The organism is Enterobacter sp. UPMP2060 (assembly GCF_053709655.1).
In genome coordinates this window covers 33,670-59,262 of sequence record NZ_JBSKJQ010000004.1, presented here as the reverse complement: position 1 = coordinate 59,262, position 25,593 = coordinate 33,670, and the positions used below count along the sequence as shown (strand labels likewise).

Genomic DNA, 25,593 nt, shown 5'->3' with positions numbered 1-25,593 from the left:
GAGCTGTTAGTGTCCTCATTGCCGGTCGCCGTCATTCTTCCTGAGCTTCTCGCTGCCTTACGCCATTCCCCACAGGTTTTGCTGAATGCCCCTACGGGCGCGGGCAAGTCCACCTGGCTGCCGCTGCAGATTCTGAAAGACGGAAATATCCGCGGGAAAATTATCCTGCTGGAGCCGCGCAGGCTGGCCGCGCGCAACGTGGCGCAGCGTCTGGCGGAACTGCTGAATGAAAAACCGGGCGAAACGGTAGGTTACAGGATGCGTGCCGAGACCTGCGTTGGTCCGAACACGCGTCTTGAAGTGGTCACCGAGGGTATTCTCACCCGCATGCTGCAAAACGATCCGGAGCTGAACGGCGTCGGGCTGGTGATCCTCGATGAATTCCACGAGCGCAGCCTGCAGGCGGATCTGGCCCTCGCGCTGTTGCTGGACGTGCAGCAGGGGCTGCGCGACGATCTCCGGCTGCTTATTATGTCGGCCACGCTGGATAACGAGCGGCTACGACAGGCATTACCCGATGCGCCGGTCATCAGCTCAGAAGGGCGGGCGTTTCCGGTTGAACGCCGCTATCAGCCGCTTCCCTCCCACCAGCGTTTTGACGAGGCCGTCGCCATTGCCACCGCTGAGCTGCTGCGCCAGGAAGCCGGTTCCCTGCTGTTGTTTTTGCCGGGCGTCGGTGAAATTCAGCGCGTGCAGGAGCAGCTTTCTACCCGCGCAGGCGGCGACGTGCTGCTTTGCCCGCTCTACGGCGCGTTGTCGCTGCAGGATCAGCGTAAAGCGATTGTTCCCGCACAGGCGGGGCAGCGCAAGGTGGTGCTGGCAACCAACATTGCTGAAACCAGTTTGACTATTGAAGGGATTCGCCTGGTGGTGGATAGCGCGCAGGAGAGAGTGGCAAGCTTTGACCCGCGTACCGGGCTGACTAAACTCCTGACGCAGCGCATCAGCCAGGCGTCGATGGTGCAGCGCGCGGGCCGCGCGGGGCGTCTTGAGCCGGGCATCTGCCTGCATTTGACCAGCGCGGAGCAGGCTGAACGCGCCGCACAGCAAAGCACGCCGGAAATTTTACAAAGCGATTTGTCTGGTCTGGTGATGGATCTGCTGCAGTGGGGCTGCCCGAACCCTGAGCAGCTCACCTGGCTTAATCCTCCTCCTGTCGTAAACCTCACCGCTGCGCGCACGTTGCTGACACAGCTTGGCGCGCTGGAAGGCGAGCGTCTGACGGCGCGCGGCCAGAAAATGGCGGCGCTGGGCAACGATCCGCGTCTGGCCGCGATGCTGGTGGCCGCGCAAGGGGATGATGAAATTGCCACGGCGGCAAAACTGGCGGCTATTCTTGAGGAGCCGCCTCGCGGTGGCAGCAGCGATCTGGGGCAGGCGTTTTCGCGCAGCCAGGGGAACTGGCAGCAGCGGGCGCAGCAGCTGAGTAAACGCCTGAATAGCCGGGGAGGTGCGCCTGACAGCGATAAGATTGCCTTCCTGCTGGCCCAGGCTTTCCCGGACAGGATTGCGCGTCGGCGCGGGCTGGACGGTCGCTACCAGCTGGCAAACGGCATGGGGGCGATGCTGGACAGCGATGATGCGCTGACGCGCCACGAATGGCTGATCGCCCCGCTGCTGCTGCAGGGCAGCCATTCTCCGGATGCGCGTATCCTGCAGGCGATTGCCGTAGAGATTGACGCCCTGACGCGTGCCTGTCCGCAGCTGCTTCAGCAATCTGATACCGTGGAATGGGATGACGCCCAGGGCACGCTGAAGGCCTTTCGTCGCAGCCAGATTGGTAAGTTGACGTTAGGAACGAAGCCGCTGGCGAAGCCGTCGGAAGACGAGCTTCACCAGGCGATGCTGAACGGAATTCGGGAAAAAGGGTTGAGCGCCCTGAACTGGACGCCGGAAGCGGAGCAGTACCGCATTCGTCTGCACTGCGCCGCGAAGTGGCTACCGGAATACGGTTGGCCTGCGGTGGATGACGAGACGCTGCTCGCTACGCTTGAGCGCTGGCTACTGCCGCAAATGAGCGGCGTACACTCTCTGCGAGCCCTTAAGGCGCTTGATGTTAAGACCGCGTTACAGAATTTACTGGACTGGTCATTACGTCAACGTCTGGATAGTGAACTGCCAGGGCATTACACTGTGCCGACCGGAAGCCGGATTGCCATCCGTTATCATGAGGATAATCCGCCGGCGCTGGCGGTTCGGATGCAGGAGATGTTTGGTGAAGCCACAACGCCGTCCATTGCGGAAGGGCGTGTGCCGTTAGTGCTTGAGCTGCTGTCGCCTGCGCATCGTCCATTACAAATCACCCGAGATTTGGGTGCGTTCTGGGCGGGAAGCTACCGTGAAGTGCAAAAAGAGATGAAGGGGCGATATCCCAAACATGTCTGGCCGGACGATCCGGCGAATACGGCGCCGACGCGGCGAACGAAGAAATATTCGTAGGTTAGGTGAAAGAGGGAGTGCGGCCTGATGCCCTCACCCCAGCCCTCTCCCACGGGGAGAGGGAGAAAACACTAAAGACTTTCCTGACAGGAAAGTCTTGCTGTTTATTTTGAGAGATTTCTTCTTTCACAGGCCTGTGAAAGAAAAGAAAATCTGGCCTTTGCGCCTGAAAGTTGCGGAGAAAAAGCATGGCGGGGGATGACCGCGAGCCAATAGGACGTAAGGGAAAACCAACGCGTCCGGCGAAAGAAAAGGTAAGCCGTCGTCGCCTCAGAGATGAGGACTATGACGATGACTATGAAGACGATTATGAGGATGAAGAACCGATGCCGCGTAATGGAAAAGGCAAAGGGCGTAAGCCTCGGGGCAAACGCGGCTGGTTCTGGCTGCTGCTGAAGCTGTTTATTGTTTTTGTCGTCCTGATGGCGATTTACGGCGTGTATCTGGATCAGAAGATCCGTAGCCGTATCGACGGTAAAGTCTGGCAGCTACCTGCGGCAGTGTATGGCCGTATGGTGAACCTTGAGCCAGATATGCCCATCACCAAGAACGAGATGGTCAAACTGCTGGAAGCCACCCAGTATCGTCAGGTGTCAAAAATGACGCGGCCTGGCGAATTTACCGTGCAGTCCAACAGCATTGAGATGATTCGTCGTCCGTTTGATTTCCCGGACAGCAAAGAGGGGCAGGTGCGCGCGCGTCTGACCTTTGACGGCGATCGTCTGGACACCATCGAGAACATGGATAACAACCGTCAGTTCGGTTTCTTCCGTCTCGATCCGCGTCTGATCACCATGCTTTCGTCAGCAAACGGCGAGCAGCGCCTGTTCGTGGCGCGTAACGGCTTCCCGGATCTGCTGGTTGATACCCTGCTGGCAACCGAAGACCGTCACTTCTACGAGCACGATGGCATCAGCCTCTACTCGATTGGCCGTGCGGTACTGGCTAACCTGACTGCCGGTCGCACCGTGCAGGGAGCGAGTACGCTGACCCAGCAGCTGGTGAAAAACCTGTTCCTCTCCAGCGAACGCTCTTACTGGCGTAAAGCGAACGAAGCCTACATGGCCGTGCTGATGGATGCGCGCTACAGCAAGGATCGTATCCTTGAGCTGTACATGAACGAGGTGTACCTTGGTCAGAGCGGCGATAACGAAATCCGCGGCTTCCCGCTGGCGAGTCTGTACTACTTTGGTCGCCCGGTAGAAGAGCTGAGCCTGGACCAGCAGGCGCTGCTGGTGGGCATGGTGAAAGGGGCGTCCATTTATAACCCGTGGCGTAACCCGAAACTGGCGCTGGAGCGTCGTAACCTCGTTCTGCGTCTGCTGCAACAGCAGCAGGTGATTGACCAGGAGCTGTACGACATGCTGAGCGCGCGTCCGCTGGGCGTTCAGCCGCGCGGCGGCGTGATTTCGCCTCAGCCTGCGTTTATGCAGCTGGTGCGTCAGGAGCTGCAAAGCAAGCTCGGTGATAAGGTCAAAGATCTCTCCGGCGTGAAGATCTTCACCACCTTTGACTCCGTGGCGCAGGATGCGGCCGAAAAAGCGGCGGTGGAAGGCATTCCGGCGCTGAAGAAACAGCGTAAGCTCTCCGATCTTGAAACCGCGATGGTGGTGGTTGACCGTAACACCGGCGAAGTGCGCGCGATGGTGGGCGGGGCCGAGCCGCAGTTTGCAGGCTACAACCGTGCGATGCAGGCGCGTCGCTCAATCGGCTCTCTGGCAAAACCGGCAACCTACCTCACAGCCCTGAGCCAGCCAAATCAGTATCGCCTGAATACCTGGATTGCGGATGCGCCGATCTCCCTGCGCCAGCCTAACGGCCAGGTCTGGTCACCGCAGAACGATGATAAACAGTTCAGCGGCCAGGTCATGCTGGTGGATGCGTTGACCCGTTCCATGAACGTGCCAACGGTGAACCTGGGCATGTCGCTGGGACTGCCGGCGATTGTCGATACCTGGCAAAAACTGGGCGTGGCGAAAGATCAGCTGCACCCGGTGCCGGCGATGATCCTCGGCGCGCTTAACCTGACGCCGATCGAAGTGGCGCAGGCGTTCCAGACCATTGCCAGCGGGGGCAACCGCGCGCCGCTGTCTGCCCTGCGCTCAGTGATTGCCGAAGATGGTTCCGTGCTGTATCAGAGCTTCCCGCAGGCGGAGCGTGCCGTTCCCGCTCAGGCCGCCTATATGACGCTGTGGACGATGCAGCAGGTCGTGCAGCGCGGTACCGGCCGTCAGCTGGGCGCGAAGTATCCGGGTCTGCATCTGGCGGGTAAAACCGGGACCACCAACAACAACGTCGATACCTGGTTCGCCGGTATTGATGGCCGTGAAGTGGTGATCACCTGGGTAGGCCGCGACAACAACCAGCCGACCAAGCTGTACGGCGCGAGCGGGGCGATGTCGATTTACCAGCGCTATCTGGCGAATCAGTCTCCTGTGCCGCTGAATCTGGTTGCGCCGGAAGATATCGTCGATATGGGCGTAGACAGCTCCGGTAACTTCGTCTGCGGCGGCGGAATGCGTACGCTGCCTGTCTGGACCGCAAACCCGGACTCGCTGTGCCAGCAAAGCCAGCCAGAACAGCCAACGGGTAACCCGTTCGACCAGTCTTCTCAGCCACAGCAGCCGCAGCAGCAACAGCCGCAGCAGCAGAATGAGAAGAAAGACAGCGACGGTGTCGCGGGCTGGATTAAAGACATGTTCGGCGGTAACTAAGCTTTTAAAGCCCTCTTCCCTGGAAGGGGGCTTTTTTTACCCGTAAACCTCATTTCGTTAACCCTCGCTTTAACTCTGATTAACCCTTCGTTTTCTCTTGATGATTTCTTAAACCCTTAATTCTCATAGGGCCGCTTACTGCTTGCTATGCAACCAGCGTTTCGCATATTATTCTGGCGCTCATAATAATAATTCTCGTTTACGTTATCATTCACTTTCACATCAGAGATTCAACATGGCGCTTTCCAATACTGCTCAGCCAATGAACACGTCGCTGCGTAAGCTCGCGGTCGTCGTCGCCACAGCGGTTGCCGGCATGTCTGCTTATGCTCACGCGGCCGAAACCCCGAAAAAAGAAGAAACCATTACGGTTACCGCAGCACCTGCGGCACAGGAAAGTGCCTGGGGGCCTGCTGCGACCATCGCCGCACGGCAATCCGCGACCGGAACCAAAACGGATACCCCTATTCAAAAGGTTCCGCAGTCTATTTCGGTAGTCACTGCCGAAGAGATGGCGCTGCATCAGCCGCGCTCGGTGAAAGAAGCCCTGAGCTACACGCCGGGCGTTGCGGTCGGCACGCGCGGCGCGTCTAACACCTATGACTATTTGATCATTCGCGGCTTCGCGGCCGATGGCCAGACGCAGAATAACTACCTCGACGGCATGAAAATGCAGGGGAACTTCTATAACGACGCGGTGATTGATCCTTATATGCTGGAGCGCGCCGAGATCATGCGCGGTCCGGTTTCCGTTCTGTACGGCAAAAGCAGCCCGGGCGGTTTGCTGAACATGGTCAGTAAGCGCCCAACAACCGAGCCGCTGAAAGAGATCCAGTTCAAAGTCGGCACGGATAGCCTGTTCCAGACCGGGTTTGACTTTAGCGATGCGATCGACGACGACGGCGTTTACTCTTATCGCTTAACGGGCGTTGCGCGTTCTAATAACGCTCAGCAGGAGCGTGCGGAAGAGCAGCGTTACGCCATCGCGCCATCGTTCTCCTGGCGTCCGGATGATAAAACCACCTTCACGTTCCTCTCCTACTTCCAGAACGAGCCTGAAACGGGCTACTACGGCTGGCTGCCAAAAGAGGGAACGGTTGAGCCGCTGCCGAACGGCGATCGTCTGCCGACGAACTTCAACGAAGGCGCGAAGAACAATACCTATTCCCGTAACCAGAAAATGGTGGGATACAGCTTCGATCACGAGTTCAACGATACCTTTACCGTGCGTCAGAACCTGCGCTTTGCCGAGAACAAAACCTCGCAAAACAGCGTATATGGCTATGGCGTCTGTACCGATCCGGCAAACAGCGGCAACAAACAGTGTGCCGCGCTAGCGCCATCGGACAAAGGCCATTATCTGGCGCGTAAATACGTTGTCGATAACGAAAAGCTGCAGAACTTTACCGTTGATACCCAGCTGCAGAGCAAATTCTCAACCGGCGAGGTGGACCACGTCCTGCTGACCGGCGTTGACTTTATGCGCATGCGGAATGACATCAACTCCTGGTTCGGTTACGACGACTCTGTTCCGCTGCTGGATCTCTACAATCCGGTAAACGGCGATTTTGATTTCGGCTCAAAAGATCCCGCGACCTCCGGCCCATATCAGATCCTCAACCGTCAAAAACAGACGGGTCTGTACGTTCAGGATCAGGCGCAGTGGGATAAAGTGCTGGTAACCCTGGGCGGCCGTTATGACTGGGCCGATCAGGAATCCTACAACCGCGTGACGAACACCACCTCCAAACGTGATGATACCCAGTTCACCTGGCGCGGTGGCGTTAACTATCTGTTTGATAACGGCGTAACTCCGTACTTTAGCTACAGCGAATCGTTTGAACCGGCTTCGCAGACCGATGCCCAGGGCAAGCTGTTCTCGCCGTCTAAAGGCAAACAGTACGAAGCGGGCGTGAAATACGTGCCGAACGATCGTCCGATCGTCGTCACCGGTGCGTTGTACCAGCTGACCAAAACCAACAACCTGATGGCGGACCCGGCGGGCTCCTTCTTCTCGGTTCAGGGCGGTGAAATCCGCGCGCGTGGCGTAGAACTGGAAGCGAAAGCGGCCCTCTCTGCGAGCGTCAACCTGGTGGGTTCTTATACCTATACCGATGCGGAATACACCACGGACACCACCTACAAAGGCAACACGCCTGCTCAGGTGCCAAAACACATGGCATCGTTGTGGGGCGATTACACCCTGTTTGACGGTGCGCTGTCGGGTCTGACGCTGGGTACCGGCGTGCGTTACACGGGCTCAAGCTATGGCGATCCGGCGAACTCCTTCAAGGTGGGCAGCTACACCGTAGTCGATGCGCTGGTCAGATACGATCTGGCACGCGTTGGCATGGCTGGCTCAAACGTGGCGCTGCACGTAAACAACCTGTTCGATCGTGAGTACGTTGCCAGCTGCTTCAATACCTACGGCTGCTTCTGGGGTGCTGAACGTCAGGTTGTTGCCACCGCGACCTTCCGCTTCTAATCTCTCTTCGGGCACGGTTCGCCGTGCCCTTTTTATTTAAGTTGGCTGATATGCAGGATATTCAAACGCAACCCGACACCACCTTTACGCTCAACCATCTATCCTTTCGCGTACCCGGGCGCACGCTGCTGCATCCGCTCTCTCTGACGTTTCCGGCCGGTAAAGTGACGGGCCTGATTGGTCATAACGGTTCCGGTAAATCCACGCTTCTCAAGATGCTGGGGCGCCATCAGCCGCCTTCAGAAGGCGATATTCTGCTGGATGACCAACCGCTGGAGAGCTGGAGCAGTAAAGCCTTTGCCCGCAAAGTGGCCTATCTGCCGCAGCAGCTGCCGCAGGCGGAAGGGATGACGGTGCGCGAGCTAGTGGCGATTGGGCGTTATCCGTGGCACGGTGCGCTTGGGCGCTTCGGCGTCGCCGACAGAGAGAAGGTGGAAGAGGCGATTGCGCTGGTCGGGCTAAAACCGCTGGCGCACCGTCTGGTGGATAGCCTGTCCGGCGGCGAACGTCAGCGCGCGTGGATCGCGATGCTGGTGGCGCAGGACAGCCGCTGTCTGCTGCTGGATGAACCGACCTCTGCGCTGGATATTGCCCATCAGGTCGACGTCCTGGCGCTGGTGCATCGCCTGAGCCAGCAGCGTGGCCTGACGGTCATCGCGGTTCTGCACGATATCAACATGGCCGCGCGCTATTGTGACTACCTCGTCGCGCTGCGCGGGGGCGAGATGATTGCCCAGGGGACACCGGCAGAGCTGATGCGCAGCGAAACGCTGGAACATATTTACGGTATTCCGATGGGTATTCTGCCTCACCCGGCCGGGGCTGCACCGGTGAGCTTTGTCTACTGATGCTGAATAACACACGCATTAGCCGCCGTCGCCTGCTGACGGCGATGGCGCTCTCGCCGCTGCTGTTAAAAATGAATACGGCGCGTGCCGCCGCCGTCGATCCGCATCGTATTGTGGCTCTGGAGTGGCTGCCGGTCGAACTGATGATGGCGCTCGGCGTCACGCCCTATGGCGTGGCGGACATTCCTAACTATAACCTCTGGGTGAACGAGCCAAAGCTGCCGGACTCGGTGATCGACGTCGGCCTGCGTACGGAGCCAAACCTTGAGCTGCTCACCCAGATGAAACCCTCGTTCCTGTTCTGGTCAGCGGGCTACGGCCCGTCAGAGGAGACAATGGCGCGCATTGCGCCGGGACGTGGATTTGCTTTCAGCGACGGTAAAAAACCGCTGGCCGTGGCGAAAAACTCGATTAACGAGATGGCGCATTTCCTCAACCGCGAAGCGGAGGCCAAAAAGCATCTCGACGAATTTGATGCCCTGATCGACTCCCTGAAGCCGCGCTTTGCTCACCGGGGCGATCGTCCGCTGCTGATGGTGACGCTGCTGGATGCCCGCCATATGCTGGTCTTCGGTAAAAACTGTCTTTTCCAGGAGGTGCTGGACAGCTTCGGCATTCGCAACGCCTGGGAAGGGGAGATGACCTTCTGGGGCAGTACCGCCGTGGGTATCGATCGTCTGGCGGCGTTTCGCGATGTGGACGTGCTCTGTTTCGACCACGGTAACGAACGCGACATGCAAACCCTGATGGCGACCCCGCTCTGGCAGGCGATGCCGTTTGTGCGCGAGAGGCGCTTCCAGCGCGCCCCGGCGGTCTGGTTCTACGGCGCGACGCTGTCGGCCATGCATTTTGCCCGCGTGCTGGATAACGCCCTGGGAGGTAAAGCATGAGTACGCGTATCGCCCGCTTCCCGGCGCTGCTGTTATCCCTGCTTTTTCTGGTTGCGCTGGTATTAACCGGGTTCAACCTCTCTGCGGCCTTACCTCGCGAGCAGTGGGGGGCCGCTCTGGCCTCGCCGGATATCGACAATATTCAGCAGATGCTGTTCCACTACAGCCTGCTGCCGCGTCTGGCGATCTCCCTTTTGGTCGGGGCCGGCTTAGGGCTGGTGGGCGTATTGTTCCAGCAGGTGTTGCGTAATCCGCTGGCAGAGCCAACCACGCTCGGCGTCGCGACCGGCGCGCAGCTTGGGATCACCATCACCACGCTGTGGGCGCTGCCGGGAGCGTTAACCTCGCAGTTTGCGGCACTCGCGGGGGCGTGCGTGGTGGGCGCGCTGGTCTTTGGCGTGGCCTGGGGCAAGCGCCTTTCTCCTGTGACGCTTATTCTGGCCGGGCTGGTGGTGAGCCTGTACTGCGGGGCGATTAACCAGCTGCTGGTGCTGTTCCATCACGATCGGCTGCAAAGCATGTTCCTGTGGAGTACCGGCACGCTCACCCAGACCGACTGGAGCGTTGTAGAGCACCTCTGGCCGCAGCTGGCTGGCGGCGTCGTGCTGACGCTGCTGCTCCTGCGCCCTCTGACGCTCATGGGGCTGGATGATGGCGTGGCGCGTAACCTGGGGCTGGCGCTGTCGCTGGCTCGTCTGGCGGCGCTGACGCTGGCGATTGTATTGAGTGCCCTGCTGGTCAACGCGGTCGGCATCATCGGATTTATCGGCCTGTTTGCGCCGCTGCTGGCGAAAATGCTCGGGGCGCGTCGCCTGCTGGCGCGTCTGATGCTGGCGCCGCTGATTGGGGCGCTGATCCTCTGGCTTTCCGATCAGCTTATTCTCTGGCTGGCGCAGGTCTGGAGGGAAGTGTCCACCGGCTCTGTGACCGCGCTTATCGGGGCGCCGCTGCTGCTGTGGCTGCTGCCGCGCCTGCGCAGCATGAGCGCACCGGCGATGGACGCCGGCGATAAAGTCTACGCTGAACGTCAGTCGGTGCTGTGGTTTAGCCTTGCCGGTCTGGCTGTGATGATTATCGCCTCGTTCGCGGCGCTCTCATTCGGACGCGATGCCTCGGGCTGGCACTGGGCAACGGGTGATTTACTCAATGAACTGGTGCAATGGCGCTGGCCGCGTATCTTCGCTGCGCTGATCGCAGGGGTGATGCTGGCAGTGGCGGGGTGCATTATTCAGCGTCTGACCGGCAACCCGATGGCAAGCCCGGAAGTGCTCGGGATCAGCTCTGGCGCCGCCTTTGGCGTGGTGCTGATGCTGTTCTTTGTGCCGGGGAATGCGTTTGGCTGGCTGATGCCTGCCGGCAGTATCGGTGCGGCAGTCACGCTGATGATTATCCTGATTGCCGCCGGTCGCGGCGGATTTTCGCCGCACCGCATGCTGCTTGCCGGGATGGCGCTCAGCACCGCATTTACCATGCTGCTGATGATGCTGCAGGCCAGCGGCGATCCGCGTATGGCGAAGATCCTGACCTGGATTTCCGGCTCGACGTACAACGCCACCGGCAGCCAGGTGGTCTGGTCCGGGATCGTGATGCTCGTGCTGCTGGCGATGGTGCCGCTGTGCCGCCGCTGGATGACCATTCTGCCGCTCGGCGGCGAAACCGCGCGTGCGGTGGGAATGGCGCTGACGCCAGCGCGCGTGGCCCTGCTGCTGCTGGCGGCGTGCCTGACGGCTGTGGCAACCCTGACGATTGGACCGCTGAGTTTTGTCGGATTAATGGCGCCGCACATTGCCAGAATGATGGGATTCCGCCGGACGATGCCGCATATCGTCATGTCGGCCCTGACGGGCGGGGTGATGCTGGTGTTCGCGGACTGGTGCGGAAGAATGGTGCTGTTCCCGTATCAGATCCCGGCGGGTCTGCTGTCGACCTTTATCGGTGCGCCGTACTTTATTTATCTGTTGAGAAAGCAGAGTCGGTAATAAAAGTAAACGGCAATCCTTTGATTGCCGTTTTAGTGTTTGCTCCCTCTCCCCGTGGGAGAGGGTTGGGGTGAGGGCATCAAGCCGCACATCTTACAGCTTCGCAAACACCTTGCGCGCCGCGTCGATGGTGTTGTTGATATCATCTTCGCTGTGCGCCACGGATATAAAGCCCGCTTCGAACGCGGACGGCGCCAGGTACACGCCTTCTTCCAGCATCAGGTGGAAGAAGCGCTTGAAGCGTTCAACGTCGCACTTCACCACGTCCTGATAGCAGGTCACGGTTTTCGCATCGGTGAAGAAAATCCCGAACATGCCGCCCACGTGGTTAACCACCAGCGGAATACCCGCTTCTTCTGCCGCTTCCAGCAGACCGTTTGCCAGCTGCGAGGTCAGGTCGGTCAGGGTTTCGTGAATACCCGGCTGTGCCACTTCGGTCAGGCAGGCAAAGCCCGCCGCCATGGCGATAGGGTTACCGGAAAGCGTGCCCGCCTGGTAAACCGGGCCGGTTGGCGCCAGGGCTTCCATCACGTCCTTACGACCACCGAATGCGCCGACCGGCATGCCGCCGCCGATGATTTTGCCGAGGCAGGTCAGGTCCGGCACGACGTCGTAGTAAGACTGGGCACCCGCCAGCGCCACGCGGAAGCCGGTCATGACTTCATCGATGATCAGCAGCGCGCCGAACTCGTCGCACAGGGCGCGCAGGCCCGGCAGGAACTCAGGCTGCGGTGGGATGCAGTTCATGTTGCCGGCAACCGGCTCAACGATGATGCAGGCGATTTCCTGCGGATACTGCTCGAACGCCGCGCGAACGGTAGCAAGATCGTTGTAGGTGCAGGTCAGGGTGTGCTTCGCGAAATCTGCCGGTACGCCAGGCGAGTTCGGCTGGCCGAGCGTCAGCGCGCCGGAACCGGCCTTCACCAGCAGACAGTCGGCGTGACCGTGGTAACAGCCTTCAAACTTGATGATTTTATCGCGGCCGGTAAAACCGCGCGCCAGGCGGATGGCGCTCATGGTGGCTTCGGTACCGGAGTTCACCATACGCACCATGTCCATGGTAGGCACCAGTTCGGTCACCAGCTCCGCCATTTTCACTTCCATTTCGGTTGGCGCGCCGAAGCTCAGGCCGCGCTGGGCGGCTTCGATTACCGCGTTACGAATCGCCGGGTGGTTGTGGCCCAGCACCATCGGACCCCAGGAACCCACATAATCGATATAGGCTTTGCCATCGACATCATACAGATACGCGCCGTCAGCACGTTCGATAAACAGCGGCGTACCGCCCACGCCGGTGAAGGCGCGCACAGGTGAGTTCACGCCACCCGGAATAAGCTCGCGGGCTGCACTGTAGAGGTTTTCAGACTTGCTCATGGCGTCGTTCCTGGTTCGAATAAAATGGTTAAGCCCACTATTCTATGTGATTCGGGGAAGGTTATGAAATTTTTAGCCGGGCAATGCTTTAAGATTTGTTAAGTAATTTTCAGGAGACGGTAGGGCCGTCTCTGGTAAAATCCTCGCGGCTTTTTGTGTGACAAATAAGAACAGGACATGAAATCAGATTCTCCGTCTTTTGAAGAACAACAGTTTACGCGCGCCCAGCACCGAATCAGCATTCGGCGGCTGCTCAATCGCGATAAAACGCCGCTGGCGATCCTGCTGGCCGCTGCCGTGGTGGGTACTCTCGCGGGCCTGGTTGGCGTGGCGTTTGAAAAAGCGGTTAATGCCGTACTCAACTGGCGAGTGGGCACCGTGGCCGGTTTCGCCGACAGCGAATGGCTGGTCTGGGTGTGGGCATTCGGGCTGTCCGCGCTGTTTGCCATGGTGGGGTATTTTCTGGTGCGTAAATTCGCGCCGGAAGCGGGGGGATCGGGCATCCCGGAAATTGAAGGCGCGCTGGAGGAGCTGCGTCCGGTGCGCTGGTGGCGGGTGATTCCGGTTAAGTTCATCGGCGGCATGGGGACTCTGGGCGCCGGAATGGTGCTTGGACGGGAAGGACCCACGGTACAGCTGGGGGGGAACGTCGGCCGCATGGTGGGCGATCTGTTTCGGATGCGAAGCGCCGAAGCGCGCCATACGCTGCTGGCAACCGGCGCGGCGGCGGGGCTTTCCGCCGCGTTTAACGCGCCGCTGGCAGGTATTTTGTTCATTATCGAAGAGATGCGCGCGCAGTTCCGCTACAACCTGATCTCGATTAAAGCGGTATTCACCGGCGTGATTATGTCGAGCATCGTGTTTCGCATCTTTAATGGCGAGGGCGCGGTCATTGAGGTGGGTAAACTGACCAACGCGCCGGTCAATACCCTGTGGCTTTACCTGATCCTCGGCATGATTTTTGGCGTGGTGGGGCCGCTGTTTAACACCTTTATCCTGCGCGCTCAGGATATGTTCCAGCGCATTCACGGCGGGAACACCACGAAATGGGTGCTGATGGGCGGTCTGCTGGGCGGAATGTGTGGCGTACTCGGGTTTATCGAGCCGAATGCCGCAGGCGGCGGGTTCGGGCTGATTCCCATTGCGGCGGCAGGGAATTTCAGCGTGGGTCTGCTGCTGTTTATGTTTATCTCCCGGGTTATCACGACGGTACTGTGCTTCTCTTCCGGCGCGCCCGGGGGGATTTTTGCCCCGATGCTGGCGCTGGGTACGCTGCTCGGCACCGCGTTTGGTATGGCGGCTGAAGTGGGCTTTCCCGCCTATCACCTTGAAGCCGGGACCTTTGCCGTGGCCGGAATGGGGGCGCTGCTGGCCGCGTCCCTGCGCGCGCCCTTGACCGGGATCGTGCTGGTGCTGGAGATGACGGACAATTACCAGCTCATTTTGCCAATGATCATTACCTGTCTCGGCGCGACACTATTAGCCCAGTTCCTGGGTGGAAAACCGCTATACTCCACCATCCTCGCGCGTACCCTGGCGAAACAAGAGGCTGAACGGGCCGCCACGCAGAATACTTGAATGAATTACCAGGGTATTAGATAATGAGACAAAGAATTGGGTGAATTTTACCCAATGGCAGTATTCATGGGAGCATAAGATGAGTGATGACGTAGTAGCTGTACCGCTCGAATTTACCGAAGCAGCAGCCAACAAAGTGAAAGTCCTGATTGCCGACGAAGACAATCCGGATCTGAAACTGCGTGTTTATATTACCGGTGGCGGCTGCAGCGGCTTCCAGTATGGTTTTACCTTTGACGATCAGGTTAACGATGGCGATATGACTATCGAGAAACAGGGCGTCGCGCTGGTGGTTGACCCGATGAGCCTGCAATATCTGGTGGGTGGTTCGGTGGATTACACCGAGGGTCTGGAAGGTTCGCGCTTTGTGGTCACGAACCCGAATGCGACAAGCACCTGCGGATGTGGATCTTCGTTCAGCATCTAAGAGAGTGCGGGCTGATGCCGTTACTCCGTCCCTCTCTCACAGGGAGAGGGAGAAAAGACTAAAAACGGTAACCTTGCGGTTACCGTTTTGCTTTTACCTGCCATTATCATCCAGCGCAAACGTCGGCAGCTTCAGGTGCCAGCGTATCGCCGCTAAGCGTATCACCAGCGTCACGACCATCCCCAGCATCGCGGCATTTTCCAGCGGGAGGGCGAAGGTATAGTACGCGGTAGCGTGAACAATCCCGCCCACAATGCAGGCCGTTGCGTAAATTTCAGTACGCAGGATCATCGGCACTTCACGCGCCAGAATGTCGCGTATGATCCCACCGCCCACGCCGGTTAATACGCCCATGCAGATTGCCACCATCGGACCGGTACCGGCATTAAACGCCTTATTGACGCCAATACCGACAAACACGGCCAGACCCACGGCATCCAGTACCGGCAATATCCACTTGGGTAAGCGGCGGGGCTGGCGAACCAGCACAATGGTCAACAGGCAGGTGACCATCGCGACCACCAGATCGGTAGGATCTTTCACCCAAAACACCGGGCCATTTGCCAGCGCCATATCGCGGATAGTCCCACCGCCGACGGCGGTCACGACGCCCAGCACCAGCACGCCAAACGGATCCATGCGTAGTTTTCCGGCGAGCAGAACGCCGGAGATAGCAAAAACGGCTGTGCCAAGAATATCCAGCCAATAAACGAGCATCGTTAAATCCTCGAAAAGGGTCTTATGTTAGTGACTCTCTGCCAGCGCGGCACAGAGCTGTTTTGCGGCGAGGATAATACGCGGGCTGGCGCGTTCAAACCAGTCGCTGTTGAGCGGGATCACCGGAATTTTTAGCTGCTTTTGCCAGAATTGTTCAATTTTAGGAATCTCGCTCGCATTTCCGACCACGACGATGGCCTGCGGCTGGCGCGCCAGCACCTGTTCGCGGCTCACCTGAGGCCACGGTACCCGGCTGGCAGCAAAGATATTTTCACCGCCGCAGACTTCCAGCACCTGGTTCTGAATCGACCCTTTTCCGGTGGTGAACAGCGGCTGGCTGCCAAACTGCAGAAAGATGCGCTTTTTAACAGGGGTATCGTATCGGGATTTCAGCGCGGCATAGTCGCTCAGCATCTGTTTCGCCGCAGCCTCGGCTTTTTTGGGCGTAGGGCTGAAGGGTGCCAGGGCGCGTAGCGCCTGAGCGACCTGCTCAATGCTGACGGCATCAATCCACATGACCTTTATGCCAAGCGAGGTGAGCTGGTTGACCTGCCGCTCGGCGTTGCCGCCGCGCCAGGCCAGCACGAGATCCGGTTTAAGCGCCACGATGCGCTCAAGGTTCATCCCCTGCCAGGTTGCCACCTGTTCAATACCCGCGGCTTGCGGTGGGTAATCCGAATAACTACTCACGCCAACGGGCGTGATCCCGGCGGCAAACGCCAGTTCCGTATTTGCGGGAGAGAGGGTAATCACGCGCGGTAACGCATAGAGCCACAGCGGTGCGAGAAGAAGCAGGGCGGCCAGCGCCCTGACGGTATGTTTAGCCACGTGCCAGATTCTGCACCAGGCGCTCCACCATCACGGTGGACTGTTTTGCCGCAACGGTCAGGAACTCGTCGAAGCTGATGTGGGACTGCTGGTCTGCCACGTCAGAGATGGCGCGAACCACCACGAAGGGTACGCTGAAGTTATGGCAAACGTGAGCGATCGCGGTCGCTTCCATCTCAACGGCAACCGCCTGAGGGAAGTTATGACGGATTTTCGCCAGCCCAACGGAGCCGTTGATAAAGGCATCACCGCTGACAATCAGACCGCGTACCGCGTTGAGGTTGAGTTCTGCGATGCAGGTCTCTGCCGCCGCAATCAGTTTGTCGTCAGCTTTAAAACCAGCAGGGCAGCCCGGTAGCTGGCCGTACTCGTAACCGAACGCGGTGACGTCGGCATCGTGGTAACGCGCTTCGTCGGAAACAACGATATCGCCCACTTTCAGCGTCGGCGCCAGGCCGCCCGCAGAGCCGGTATTCACGATTACGTCCGGCTTGCAGCGCTCAAGCAGCAGGGTTGCACCCAGCGCAGCAGCCACTTTACCGATGCCTGATTTCAGCAGAGCCACGTCAACACCGTTCAACTGGCCGGTATAGATCTCACAACCTCCCAGAGAGAGGGTCTGACGGTTCTCAATTTTGTCACGCAGCAGCGTAACTTCTTCTTCCATTGCACCAATAATGCCGATTTTCATAGATTTACTCGCGATGTGCCTTGTTAAGATGCATAGTCTATCATGCGGTTAAGGGGAAACGCATTCTCACGCGGGGGAGCACATGTCACCAATCGATTTTCGCACCAAAATAAACTGGCACCGACGTTTCCGTTCGCCGCAGGGCGACAAGAGCGAACATGAGATCCTGCGTATCTTCGAAAGCGATCGCGGGCGGATCGTTAACTCGCCTGCCATCCGCCGTCTGCAGCAAAAAACTCAGGTGTTCCCGCTGGAGCGTAACGCCGCGGTGCGCACGCGCTTAACCCACTCGATGGAAGTGCAGCAGGTCGGGCGCTACATTGCCAAAGAGATTTTGAGCCGTCTCAAAGAGCAGCGTTTACTGGAAACCTATGGTCTGGACGAGCTGACGGGGCCCTTCGAGAGCATCGTTGAGATGGCCTGCCTGATGCATGACATCGGCAACCCGCCTTTCGGCCACTTTGGTGAGGCGGCTATCAATGACTGGTTTAAGCAGCGGCTTTATCCTTCGGATGCGGTAAGCCAGCCCCTCAGCGATGATCGCTGCATCGTACGCGATTTACGCCTGCGTGAAGGTGAAGAGGGGCTGAACGATCTGCGCCGCAAAGTGCGCCAGGATTTGTGTCACTTCGAGGGCAACGCGCAGGGGATCCGGCTGGTTCATTCCCTGATGCGCATGAACCTGACCTGGGCACAGGTCGGCTGCATTCTGAAATACACGCGTCCCGCGTGGTGGATGGGGGATACGCCCGCGTCCCACAGCTATTTAATGAAAAAACCGGGCTATTACCTTTCCGAAGAGGTCTATATTGAACGGTTACGTAAAGAACTTTCATTGACGCCAAACGGCCGCTTTCCATTGACGTGGATTATGGAAGCCGCCGATGATATTTCCTATTGCGTGGCCGATCTGGAAGATGCCGTGGAGAAAAGAATCTTCAGCGTCGAGGAGCTTTATCAACATCTTTATGCGTCCTGGGGTACCCATGAAAAAGGTTCGCTGTTTGCGCAGGTTGTCGAAAATGCCTGGGAAAAATCGCGCTCAAATACATTAAGCCGCAGTACGGAAGACCAGTTCTTTATGTATTTGCGGGTCAATACATTAAATAAACTGGTGCCGTATGCGGCGTCGCGTTTTATTGATAATTTGCCGCTCATTTTCAGCGGGGAATTCAACCACGCGCTGCTGGAAGATGACAGCAGTTTCAGTCAACTCCTTGAGCTTTATAAACATGTGGCGATGCGGCATGTATTCAGCCATCTGGATGTCGAGCAGCTGGAACTGCAGGGCTATCGGGTAATCAGTGGGTTACTGGAAATTTATTCCCCGTTGCTTCAGCTGTCGGTCGATGAATTCAGCGAACTGGTGGAACACGAGCGCGTGCGCAGAATACCCATCGAATCGCGGCTTTATCAGAAACTTTCTACCCGGCATCGTCTGGCGTATGTCGAAGCGATTGGTAAGCTGGAACGCAACTCTCCCCAATGGCCGGTGATGGAATATTATTATCGCTGCCGTCTTATCCAGGACTATATCAGCGGCATGACGGATTTGTATGCCTGGGATGAATACCGCAAGCTCATGGCGGTGGAATAATTCCGGAGTTTTGTAAAGACGGCCAATAAATTTTTACCTTTTCCATAAACTTATCGCCGGAACTAAGCGGTATAAAATGAATCTGAGTTACACAGCAATTTTGCGTTACCTGTAAATCGAGATTGAGAAACATGAAAAAAACCACATTAGCAATGAGTGCACTGGCTCTGAGTTTAGGTTTAGCGCTGTCTCCTCTGACTGCTACTGCAGCCGAGACCGCGTCGTCGGCAGCAACCGCGCAGCAGATGCCAAGCCTGGCACCGATGCTCGAAAAAGTGATGCCATCGGTGGTGAGTATTAACGTTGAGGGCAGCACGACCGTCAATACGCCGCGTATGCCGCGTAACTTCCAGCAGTTCTTCGGCGACAACTCGCCGTTCTGCCAGGACGGTTCGCCATTCCAGAGCTCTCCGTTCTGTCAGGGCGGCGGTGCCGGGGATGACAGCCAGGGCGGCGGCCAGCAGCAGAAATTCATGGCGCTTGGCTCGGGGGTAATTATTGATGCGGCGAAAGGCTACGTCGTCACTAACAACCACGTTGTCGATAACGCGAACAGCATTAAGGTTCAGCTGAGCGATGGCCGCAAGTTCGATGCCAAAGTGGTGGGTAAAGACCCGCGTTCCGACATCGCGCTGATCCAGATTCAGGATCCGAAAAACCTGACGGCGATTAAAATTGCCGACTCCGATGCGCTGCGCGTGGGCGACTATACCGTGGCGATCGGTAACCCGTTCGGTCTGGGTGAAACCGTGACATCCGGTATCGTCTCTGCGCTGGGCCGTAGCGGCCTCAACGCTGAGAACTATGAAAACTTCATCCAGACGGATGCGGCGATCAACCGCGGTAACTCCGGCGGTGCGCTGGTGAACCTGAACGGTGAGCTGATCGGTATCAACACCGCTATCCTGGCACCGGACGGCGGCAACATCGGCATCGGTTTTGCTATCCCGAGTAACATGGTGAAAAACCTGACCGCGCAGATGGTGCAGTATGGCCAGGTGAAACGCGGCGAGCTGGGTATCCTCGGTACGGAGCTGAACTCCGAACTGGCTAAGGCGATGAAAGTTGACGCTCAGCGCGGGGCATTCGTCAGCCAGGTGATGCCGAATTCTTCTGCGGCGAAAGCGGGCATTAAAGCGGGGGATGTGATCACCTCCCTGAACGGTAAACCGATCAGCAGCTTTGCCGCCCTGCGTGCCGAAGTGGGCTCGATGCCGATTGGCAGTAAAGTGACCCTCGGCCTGCTGCGCGACGGTAAGCCGGTTAACGTGAGCCTGGAGCTGCAGCAGAGCAGCCAGAATCAGGTGGATTCCAGCACCATCTTCAGCGGTATTGAAGGTGCCGAGATGAGCAATAAAGGCGCAGACAAAGGCGTGGTGGTGAACAACGTGAAAGCGAATTCACCGGCAGCCCGTATCGGCCTGAAAAAAGGCGATGTGATCATGGGCGCTAACCAGCAGCCGGTGAAAAATATCGCTGAACTGCGCAAAATTCTCGACAGCAAGCCTTCCGTGCTGGCGCTGAATATCCAGCGTGGTGATACCTCTCTTTATCTGCTGATGCAGTAATCCTCTGAAGCCCCTGTTCGCAGGGGCTTTCTCGTTTCTGTGATTCTTGCCACAACTCCATACTTCTTCCTCACTCTTTGTGCATTCGCACAATGCAGCCGTCGCTGAACTTCCCTATGCTTGAGCTCTGCTCACGGGAGGGTTACATGGCTGGCTGGCATCTTGATACCAAAATGGCGCAGGATATTGTGGCGCGCACTATGCGCATCATTGATACCAATATCAACGTAATGGATGCCCGCGGGCGCATTATTGGCAGCGGCGATCGCGAGCGTATTGGGGAATTGCACGAAGGCGCGCTGCTGGTGCTTTCTCAGGGGCGGGTCGTGGATATCGACGATGCGGTAGCGAAACACCTGCACGGCGTACGTCAGGGCATCAATTTACCGCTGCGTCTTGAAGGCGAAATTGTGGGGGTAATCGGCCTCACCGGCGAGCCCGAGTCACTGCGAAAATACGGTGAGCTGGTCTGTATGACGGCAGAGATGATGCTGGAGCAGTCGCGCCTGATGCACCTGCTCGCTCAGGACAGCCGCCTGCGTGAAGAGCTGGTAATGAACCTTATTCAGGCGGAAGAGCATACGCCTGCGCTCAGCGAATGGGCGCAGCGTCTGGGGATCGATTTAAACCAGCCGCGCGTGGTGGCGGTCATTGAGGTCGATAGCGGCCAGCTTGGCGTGGACAGCGCGATGGCCGAGCTGCAGCAGCTGCAAAATGCGCTGGCGACGCCGGAGCGCGATAACCTGGTGGCGATCGTTTCTCTGACGGAAATGGTGGTCCTCAAACCGGCGCTCAATGCGTTCGGTCGCTGGGATGCCGACGATCATCGTCGTCGCGTGGAGCAGCTGATCTCCCGGATGGAGGAGAACGGCCAGCTGCGTTTTCGCGTTGCGCTGGGCAACTACTTTACCGGGCCGGGCAGTATCGCCCGCTCCTGGCGTACCGCGCGCACCACCATGATGGTGGGCAAGCAGCGGATGCCGGAGAGCCGCAGCTATTTCTATCAGGATCTGATGCTGCCGGTGCTGCTCGACAGCCTGCGCGGGGGCTGGCAGGCCAATGAGCTGGCGCGGCCATTAGCGCGTCTGAAAGCCATGGACAACAACGGCCTGCTGCGCCGGACGCTGCAGGCGTGGTTCCGCCATAACGTCCAGCCGCTGGCGACCTCAAAGGCGCTGTTTATTCACCGCAATACGCTTGAGTATCGGTTAAACCGGATTTCAGAGCTGACGGGGCTGGATCTGGGAAACTTTGACGACAGGCTGCTGCTGTATGTGGCGCTGCAGCTGGACGAACAGAGATGATGCTGTATGCGGTCTGGTACCCTCACCCCATCCCTCTCCCACGGGGAGAGGGCGCAAACACTAAAAACGGCAATCAAGGATTGCCGTTTTGCTTTTATTTCCGCGTTAATTTCTCAAGATCCGCTTCAATCTCGCTGATCTTATTCGTCACAACGCTTTCAAGGTGACGCAGATCGTCAAGGATCTTACGCTTGAGATCGACTTCGGTGCGGTCGCGCTGGCAGATCTGATCGAGTTCATCAATCACATAGCGCAGGTTAGGGCTGATTTCCTGTACTTCTTTGTAGCCCTGTCCTACACCGTCAGCCACAACGGTCTTACGCTGGCGTGGATATTTAAACTTCACGCTTTTGGCGAAAAACTCTCCTTTGTCCTTGTGAAAATAGATTTTCAGAATATCGTTATTGGCTTCCTGACGGAGGCTGTAACGATCAATTTCATCAGGATTGGTAATGCCCAGACTTTTCAGATTATCGTACATAGCGGTACCCTTGATCTCAACATAACCTTTGAATAATTAACGAAAAAATCTATTTTCGCCACCCTCAGATATAAAAAAAGCGGGGTTGCCCCCGCTTTTTTTATACCCGATTAATCGATGGTGCGCAGCAATTCGTTGATGCCCACTTTACCGCGCGTTTTCGCATCCACTTTCTTCACGATAACCGCACAGTACAGGCTGTATTTGCCATCTTTTGACGGCAGGTTGCCGGAAACCACCACGGAGCCCGCCGGAACGCGACCGTAGTGAACTTCACCGGTTTCACGGTCATAAATACGGGTGCTCTGACCGATGTAAACGCCCATGGAGATCACGGAGCCTTCTTCAACGATCACGCCTTCAACCACTTCAGAGCGCGCGCCGATGAAGCAGTTGTCTTCGATGATGGTCGGGTTAGCCTGCAGTGGCTCCAGAACACCACCGATGCCCACGCCGCCGGACAGGTGAACGTTTTTACCGATCTGCGCGCAGGAACCGACGGTCGCCCATGTGTCAACCATGGTGCCTTCGTCAACGTAGGCACCGATGTTCACGTAGGATGGCATCAGCACGGTGTTGCGTGCGATAAACGCGCCCTGACGCACTGCCGCAGGCGGTACCACGCGGAAGCCTTCCTTCTGGAAACGCGCTTCGTCGTAGTCAGCGAATTTCATTGGCACTTTATCGAAGTAGCGGCTTTCTGCTCCGTCGATAACCTGGTTATCGTTGATACGGAAAGAGAGCAGCACGGCTTTCTTCAGCCATTGATGAGTGACCCACTGACCGTCGATTTTTTCTGCCACGCGCAGCGCGCCGGAATCCAGAAGGGAAATCACCTGGTTTACCGCTTCACGGGTCACGGTATCCACATTTGCCGGGGTAATCTCGGCGCGACGCTCAAAAGCGGACTCAATAACGTTCTGTAACTGCTGCATTGTTTACTCTTTCCATTTCACTAAAAAACATATCACCCTTTATCGTTTGGATTGAGGGCTGCTGTCAACCGTTGTTGCACTTCAAGCTGCAGGTCATTATTAAGGGCACGCCGGTCAGCGGTGGCGATTATAAATAAATCTTCTACTCGCTCGCCAATCGTTGTAATTCGGGCCCCGTGGAGCGAAATTCCCAGATCGGCAAAAACCTGGCCGACGCGGGCAAGCAACCCTGGCTGGTCGAGCGCGATCAGCTCCAGGAACGATTTACGGTCGGTGTGGGTCGGCAGGAAATTGACCTCGGTATCGACGGTAAAGTGGCGCAATTTCGCCGGCTGGCGACGCGGCTGCGGGGGCTGCCAGCTGCGCTGGGTAATCGCCTGTTCCAGACCAAAACGTATCCCTTCATGCCTGTCCGACGAGAGCGGGCTGCCGTCCGGCTCAAGCACGATAAAGGTGTCCATCGCCATGCCGTCGCGGGTGGTGAAAATCTGCGCGTCGTGAACGCTCAGGTTACGCCTGTCCAGCTCGGCGCAGACCGCAGCAAACAGATAAGGTCGGTCCGGGCTCCAGATGAAAATCTCCGTCCCGCCGCGGGTAGCCTGCGGGCTCAGCAGGATCATCGGCTGGGACAGATCGTGCTTGAGCAGATGCCGCGCGTGCCACGCAAGCTGGTTTGGGCTATGGCGGACAAAATAGTTGGCGCGGCAGCGGGCCCAAATCTGATGCAGTGCCTCTTCATCAATATTATCCATCCGCAGCAGCGCCAGCGCCTGCAGCTGGTGATGGCGCACGCGCTCGCGCATGTCCGGGGTGTTTTGCATCCCGCGACGCAGCTGTTTTTCGGTGGCGAAGTACAGCTCGCGCAGCAGGCTCTGCTTCCAGCTGTTCCACAGGGTCTCGTTGGTGGCGCAGATATCGGCCACCGTCAGGCAGACCAGATAGCGCAGACGGTTTTCCGTCTGAACCTCTTCCGCGAACTGCTTGATCACTTCCGGATCCTGAATGTCACGACGCTGCGCGGTGACCGACATCAGCAGGTGATGGCGCACCAGCCAGGCCACCAGCTGCGTTTCACGCGAGTTCAGGCCGTGCAGTTCGGCAAATTTCAGCACGTCCTGCGCGCCCAGCACCGAATGGTCACCGCCGCGACCTTTGGCGATGTCGTGGAACAGGGCGGCAATCAGGATCAGCTCCGGATGGGTCAGGCGCGGCCACAGCTCCACGCACAGCGGGTGGCGGGAGCGCGTCTCTTCTTTCGCAAAGCTTTCCAGCTTGAGCATCACGCGGATCGTGTGTTCATCCACCGTGTAGGCGTGGAACAGATCGAACTGCATTTGCCCGACAATGTGCGACCACTGCGGCATATAGGCCCACAGCACGCTGTGGCGGTGCATCGGCAGCAGGCCGCGGCTGACGGCGCCCGGGTGGCGGAGCATGCTCAGGAACAGCGAACGCGCTTCCGGGATATAGCACAGCGGCTGCGTCAGATGACGGCGCGCATGGCGCAGATGGCGAAGGGTGGTGGAGTAGATCCCGGTGATGGTGCTGTTGCGCACCATGGTATAGAACATCCGCAGAATCGCTTCCGGCTCGCGGATGAACAGCGTTTCGTCGCGCAGGTCGATAAGCGTGCCGCGCAGCTGGAATTCGTCATCAATCGGGCGCGGTTTTTCGTCCGCCGTCAGGGCCAGAATGGCCTCGTCGAACAGCTGCAACAGCATCTGGTTCAGCTCGGTCACCCGGCGGGTGACGCGGAAGAAATCCTTCATCATGTGCTCAACCGGCTCGTTGCCTTCGCCCTGATAATTCAGACGCTGAGCCACGCTGAGCTGGCGGTCAAACAGCAGGCGGTTATCGTAGCGGGTGACTTCCAGATGCAGGGCAAACCGGATGCGCCACAGCAGGTGCAGGCACTCGTTCAGCTCGTTACGCTCGGCCTCGGTTAAAAAGCCGAAGCCGACCATCTCGTCCATCGAGGTGGCGCCAAAATGGCGGCGGGCGACCCACTGCAGGGTGTGGATGTCGCGCAGGCCGCCGGGGCTGCTTTTAATATCGGGTTCAAGATTATAGCTGGTGCCGTGGTAGCGCTGGTGGCGCTGGTTTTGCTCCTCGACCTTCGCGGCGAAGAACTTTTCTGACGGCCAGAAGCCGTCGCTGAAGATGTGTTTTTGCAGCTCCAGGAACAGGGCGACGTCACCAATCAGCAGGCGGGTTTCAATCAGGTTGGTGGCGACGGTCAGGTCCGATAACCCTTCCAGCAGACACTCTTCCAGGGTGCGCACGCTGTGGCCGACTTCCAGCTTTACGTCCCAGAGCAGCGTCAGCAGTTCGCCAATTTTTTGCGCCTGTTCGTCCGGCAGCTTTTTGCGGCTTAAGATCAGCAGATCGATATCGGAAAGCGGATGCAGCTCACCGCGGCCATAGCCCCCGACGGCAACCAGCGCAACATCACTGATTTGCCCAAACCCGTAATCGATCCACAGGCGCTGCAGCAGCTGGTCGATAAATTCGGTGCGCGCTTCAATGAGCTGCTCGGCCGACACGCCTGCGTCAAACGCGCTGCCCAGCCAGCGATGGAAAACATCCATATGGGCTTTAATATGCGCGCAGGTCAGCTCGTGCGACGGCCAGACGCCCGGGTTATCGGGCTGGTCGGGGAGGGTGGGAAGTGCTGTGTTAGCATACTGTTCGGGTAAAAGATTACTCATCGTGCGCCACCCATAAGAAAAAGCTATAGC

The 25,593-nt window shown here is 58.1% G+C and carries 18 protein-coding genes; 11 read left to right on the top strand and 7 right to left on the bottom strand.

Annotation, left to right across the window (positions count from 1 at the left end):
• The first annotated feature begins 9 nt into the window (after positions 1-9).
• The 6 genes from hrpB (at position 10) to fhuB (ending at position 11,355) form a co-directional block, all read left to right on the top strand.
• Positions 10-2,439 (top strand): ATP-dependent helicase HrpB, encoded by a 2,430-nt coding sequence (hrpB, locus tag ACWKXN_RS11080; protein ID WP_454543787.1) that lies wholly within the window; start codon positions 10-12, stop codon positions 2,437-2,439.
• A gap of 188 nt (positions 2,440-2,627) precedes the next feature.
• Positions 2,628-5,153 (top strand): bifunctional glycosyl transferase/transpeptidase, encoded by a 2,526-nt coding sequence (gene mrcB, locus ACWKXN_RS11075; protein ID WP_454543786.1) that lies wholly within the window; start codon positions 2,628-2,630, stop codon positions 5,151-5,153.
• Between the two features lie 235 nt (positions 5,154-5,388).
• Positions 5,389-7,638 carry a ferrichrome porin FhuA gene (gene fhuA, locus ACWKXN_RS11070; protein WP_087823359.1) on the top strand — a complete coding sequence of 750 codons (2,250 nt, stop codon included), beginning with the start codon at positions 5,389-5,391 and terminating at the stop codon, positions 7,636-7,638.
• Between the two features lie 50 nt (positions 7,639-7,688).
• Entirely contained in the window at positions 7,689-8,486 is a 798-nt protein-coding gene (fhuC, locus tag ACWKXN_RS11065; RefSeq protein ID WP_033144663.1) for a Fe3+-hydroxamate ABC transporter ATP-binding protein FhuC, read from the top strand.
• Positions 8,486-9,376: a Fe(3+)-hydroxamate ABC transporter substrate-binding protein FhuD gene (gene fhuD / locus ACWKXN_RS11060; RefSeq protein WP_039260618.1), complete on the top strand. Its 891-nt coding sequence runs from the start codon at positions 8,486-8,488 to the stop codon at positions 9,374-9,376. Before fhuC ends, fhuD begins: the two co-directional genes overlap by 1 nt.
• Positions 9,373-11,355: a Fe(3+)-hydroxamate ABC transporter permease FhuB gene (gene fhuB / locus ACWKXN_RS11055; protein WP_454543785.1), complete on the top strand. Its 1,983-nt coding sequence runs from the start codon at positions 9,373-9,375 to the stop codon at positions 11,353-11,355. The genes fhuD and fhuB overlap by 4 nt, the downstream gene beginning before the upstream one ends.
• Positions 11,356-11,448: 93 nt before the next feature.
• Here fhuB and hemL read toward each other — a convergent pair whose 3' ends face one another.
• Positions 11,449-12,729, bottom strand: a complete 1,281-nt coding sequence (hemL, locus tag ACWKXN_RS11050) for a glutamate-1-semialdehyde 2,1-aminomutase (protein WP_454543784.1) — start codon at positions 12,727-12,729, stop codon at positions 11,449-11,451.
• Between the two features lie 177 nt (positions 12,730-12,906).
• Between hemL and clcA the strand changes: the two genes are divergently transcribed.
• Together clcA and erpA are read left to right on the top strand one after the other, a co-directional pair.
• Complete coding sequence (clcA, locus tag ACWKXN_RS11045; RefSeq protein ID WP_039260615.1) at positions 12,907-14,307, top strand: H(+)/Cl(-) exchange transporter ClcA; 1,401 nt, start codon at positions 12,907-12,909, stop codon at positions 14,305-14,307.
• Positions 14,308-14,386: 79 nt separating this feature from the next.
• Positions 14,387-14,734 (top strand): iron-sulfur cluster insertion protein ErpA, encoded by a 348-nt coding sequence (erpA, locus tag ACWKXN_RS11040; protein WP_023310446.1) that lies wholly within the window; start codon positions 14,387-14,389, stop codon positions 14,732-14,734.
• Between the two features lie 93 nt (positions 14,735-14,827).
• On the opposite strand, the gene ACWKXN_RS11035 is transcribed toward erpA, so the two are convergent.
• The 3 genes from ACWKXN_RS11035 to mtnN are packed head-to-tail and all read right to left on the bottom strand — an operon-like array spanning position 14,828 to position 16,970.
• Positions 14,828-15,451 carry a TRIC cation channel family protein gene (locus ACWKXN_RS11035; RefSeq protein ID WP_023310447.1) on the bottom strand — a complete coding sequence of 208 codons (624 nt, stop codon included), beginning with the start codon at positions 15,449-15,451 and terminating at the stop codon, positions 14,828-14,830.
• Between the two features lie 27 nt (positions 15,452-15,478).
• Positions 15,479-16,279 carry a vitamin B12 ABC transporter substrate-binding protein BtuF gene (btuF, locus tag ACWKXN_RS11030; RefSeq protein WP_331394664.1) on the bottom strand — a complete coding sequence of 267 codons (801 nt, stop codon included), beginning with the start codon at positions 16,277-16,279 and terminating at the stop codon, positions 15,479-15,481.
• Positions 16,272-16,970 carry a 5'-methylthioadenosine/S-adenosylhomocysteine nucleosidase gene (gene mtnN, locus ACWKXN_RS11025; protein ID WP_014882620.1) on the bottom strand — a complete coding sequence of 233 codons (699 nt, stop codon included), beginning with the start codon at positions 16,968-16,970 and terminating at the stop codon, positions 16,272-16,274. Before mtnN ends, btuF begins: the two co-directional genes overlap by 8 nt.
• An 82-nt stretch (positions 16,971-17,052) precedes the next feature.
• Here mtnN and dgt point away from each other — a divergent pair, with 82 nt between their 5' ends.
• From dgt to cdaR, 3 genes are all read left to right on the top strand, one after another.
• Entirely contained in the window at positions 17,053-18,567 is a 1,515-nt protein-coding gene (dgt, locus tag ACWKXN_RS11020; protein WP_454543783.1) for a dGTPase, read from the top strand.
• Positions 18,568-18,698: 131 nt separating this feature from the next.
• Positions 18,699-20,135 carry a serine endoprotease DegP gene (gene degP, locus ACWKXN_RS11015; RefSeq protein ID WP_024907518.1) on the top strand — a complete coding sequence of 479 codons (1,437 nt, stop codon included), beginning with the start codon at positions 18,699-18,701 and terminating at the stop codon, positions 20,133-20,135.
• Between the two features lie 146 nt (positions 20,136-20,281).
• The gene (cdaR, locus tag ACWKXN_RS11010) at positions 20,282-21,439 is read left to right on the top strand and encodes a DNA-binding transcriptional regulator CdaR (protein WP_023310452.1); all 1,158 of its coding nucleotides are present in this window, start codon (positions 20,282-20,284) and stop codon (positions 21,437-21,439) included.
• A gap of 94 nt (positions 21,440-21,533) precedes the next feature.
• On the opposite strand, the gene ACWKXN_RS11005 is transcribed toward cdaR, so the two are convergent.
• The 3 genes from ACWKXN_RS11005 to glnD all read right to left on the bottom strand — a co-directional run bounded on the left by ACWKXN_RS11005 (position 21,534) and on the right by glnD (position 25,563).
• Entirely contained in the window at positions 21,534-21,920 is a 387-nt protein-coding gene (locus ACWKXN_RS11005) for a DUF3461 family protein (protein WP_014168696.1), read from the bottom strand.
• A 110-nt stretch (positions 21,921-22,030) separates the two neighbouring features.
• Positions 22,031-22,855 carry a 2,3,4,5-tetrahydropyridine-2,6-dicarboxylate N-succinyltransferase gene (dapD, locus tag ACWKXN_RS11000; RefSeq protein ID WP_008501915.1) on the bottom strand — a complete coding sequence of 275 codons (825 nt, stop codon included), beginning with the start codon at positions 22,853-22,855 and terminating at the stop codon, positions 22,031-22,033.
• Between the two features lie 32 nt (positions 22,856-22,887).
• The gene (glnD, locus tag ACWKXN_RS10995; protein ID WP_029741204.1) at positions 22,888-25,563 is read right to left on the bottom strand and encodes a bifunctional uridylyltransferase/uridylyl-removing protein GlnD; all 2,676 of its coding nucleotides are present in this window, start codon (positions 25,561-25,563) and stop codon (positions 22,888-22,890) included.
• Positions 25,564-25,593 lie beyond the last annotated feature (30 nt).

Coding starts and splice junctions, on each gene's coding strand:
- mrcB (WP_454543786.1), top strand. CDS start 2,628: ATGGCGGGGGATGACCGCGAGCCAATAGGACGTAAGGGAAAACCAACG.
- fhuA (WP_087823359.1), top strand. CDS start 5,389: ATGGCGCTTTCCAATACTGCTCAGCCAATGAACACGTCGCTGCGTAAG.
- fhuC (WP_033144663.1), top strand. CDS start 7,689: ATGCAGGATATTCAAACGCAACCCGACACCACCTTTACGCTCAACCAT.
- fhuD (WP_039260618.1), top strand. CDS start 8,486: ATGCTGAATAACACACGCATTAGCCGCCGTCGCCTGCTGACGGCGATG.
- fhuB (WP_454543785.1), top strand. CDS start 9,373: ATGAGTACGCGTATCGCCCGCTTCCCGGCGCTGCTGTTATCCCTGCTT.
- hemL (WP_454543784.1), bottom strand. CDS start 12,729: ATGAGCAAGTCTGAAAACCTCTACAGTGCAGCCCGCGAGCTTATTCCG.
- clcA (WP_039260615.1), top strand. CDS start 12,907: ATGAAATCAGATTCTCCGTCTTTTGAAGAACAACAGTTTACGCGCGCC.
- erpA (WP_023310446.1), top strand. CDS start 14,387: ATGAGTGATGACGTAGTAGCTGTACCGCTCGAATTTACCGAAGCAGCA.
- ACWKXN_RS11035 (WP_023310447.1), bottom strand. CDS start 15,451: ATGCTCGTTTATTGGCTGGATATTCTTGGCACAGCCGTTTTTGCTATC.
- mtnN (WP_014882620.1), bottom strand. CDS start 16,970: ATGAAAATCGGCATTATTGGTGCAATGGAAGAAGAAGTTACGCTGCTG.
- dgt (WP_454543783.1), top strand. CDS start 17,053: ATGTCACCAATCGATTTTCGCACCAAAATAAACTGGCACCGACGTTTC.
- degP (WP_024907518.1), top strand. CDS start 18,699: ATGAAAAAAACCACATTAGCAATGAGTGCACTGGCTCTGAGTTTAGGT.
- cdaR (WP_023310452.1), top strand. CDS start 20,282: ATGGCTGGCTGGCATCTTGATACCAAAATGGCGCAGGATATTGTGGCG.
- ACWKXN_RS11005 (WP_014168696.1), bottom strand. CDS start 21,920: ATGTACGATAATCTGAAAAGTCTGGGCATTACCAATCCTGATGAAATT.
- dapD (WP_008501915.1), bottom strand. CDS start 22,855: ATGCAGCAGTTACAGAACGTTATTGAGTCCGCTTTTGAGCGTCGCGCC.
- glnD (WP_029741204.1), bottom strand. CDS start 25,563: ATGAGTAATCTTTTACCCGAACAGTATGCTAACACAGCACTTCCCACC.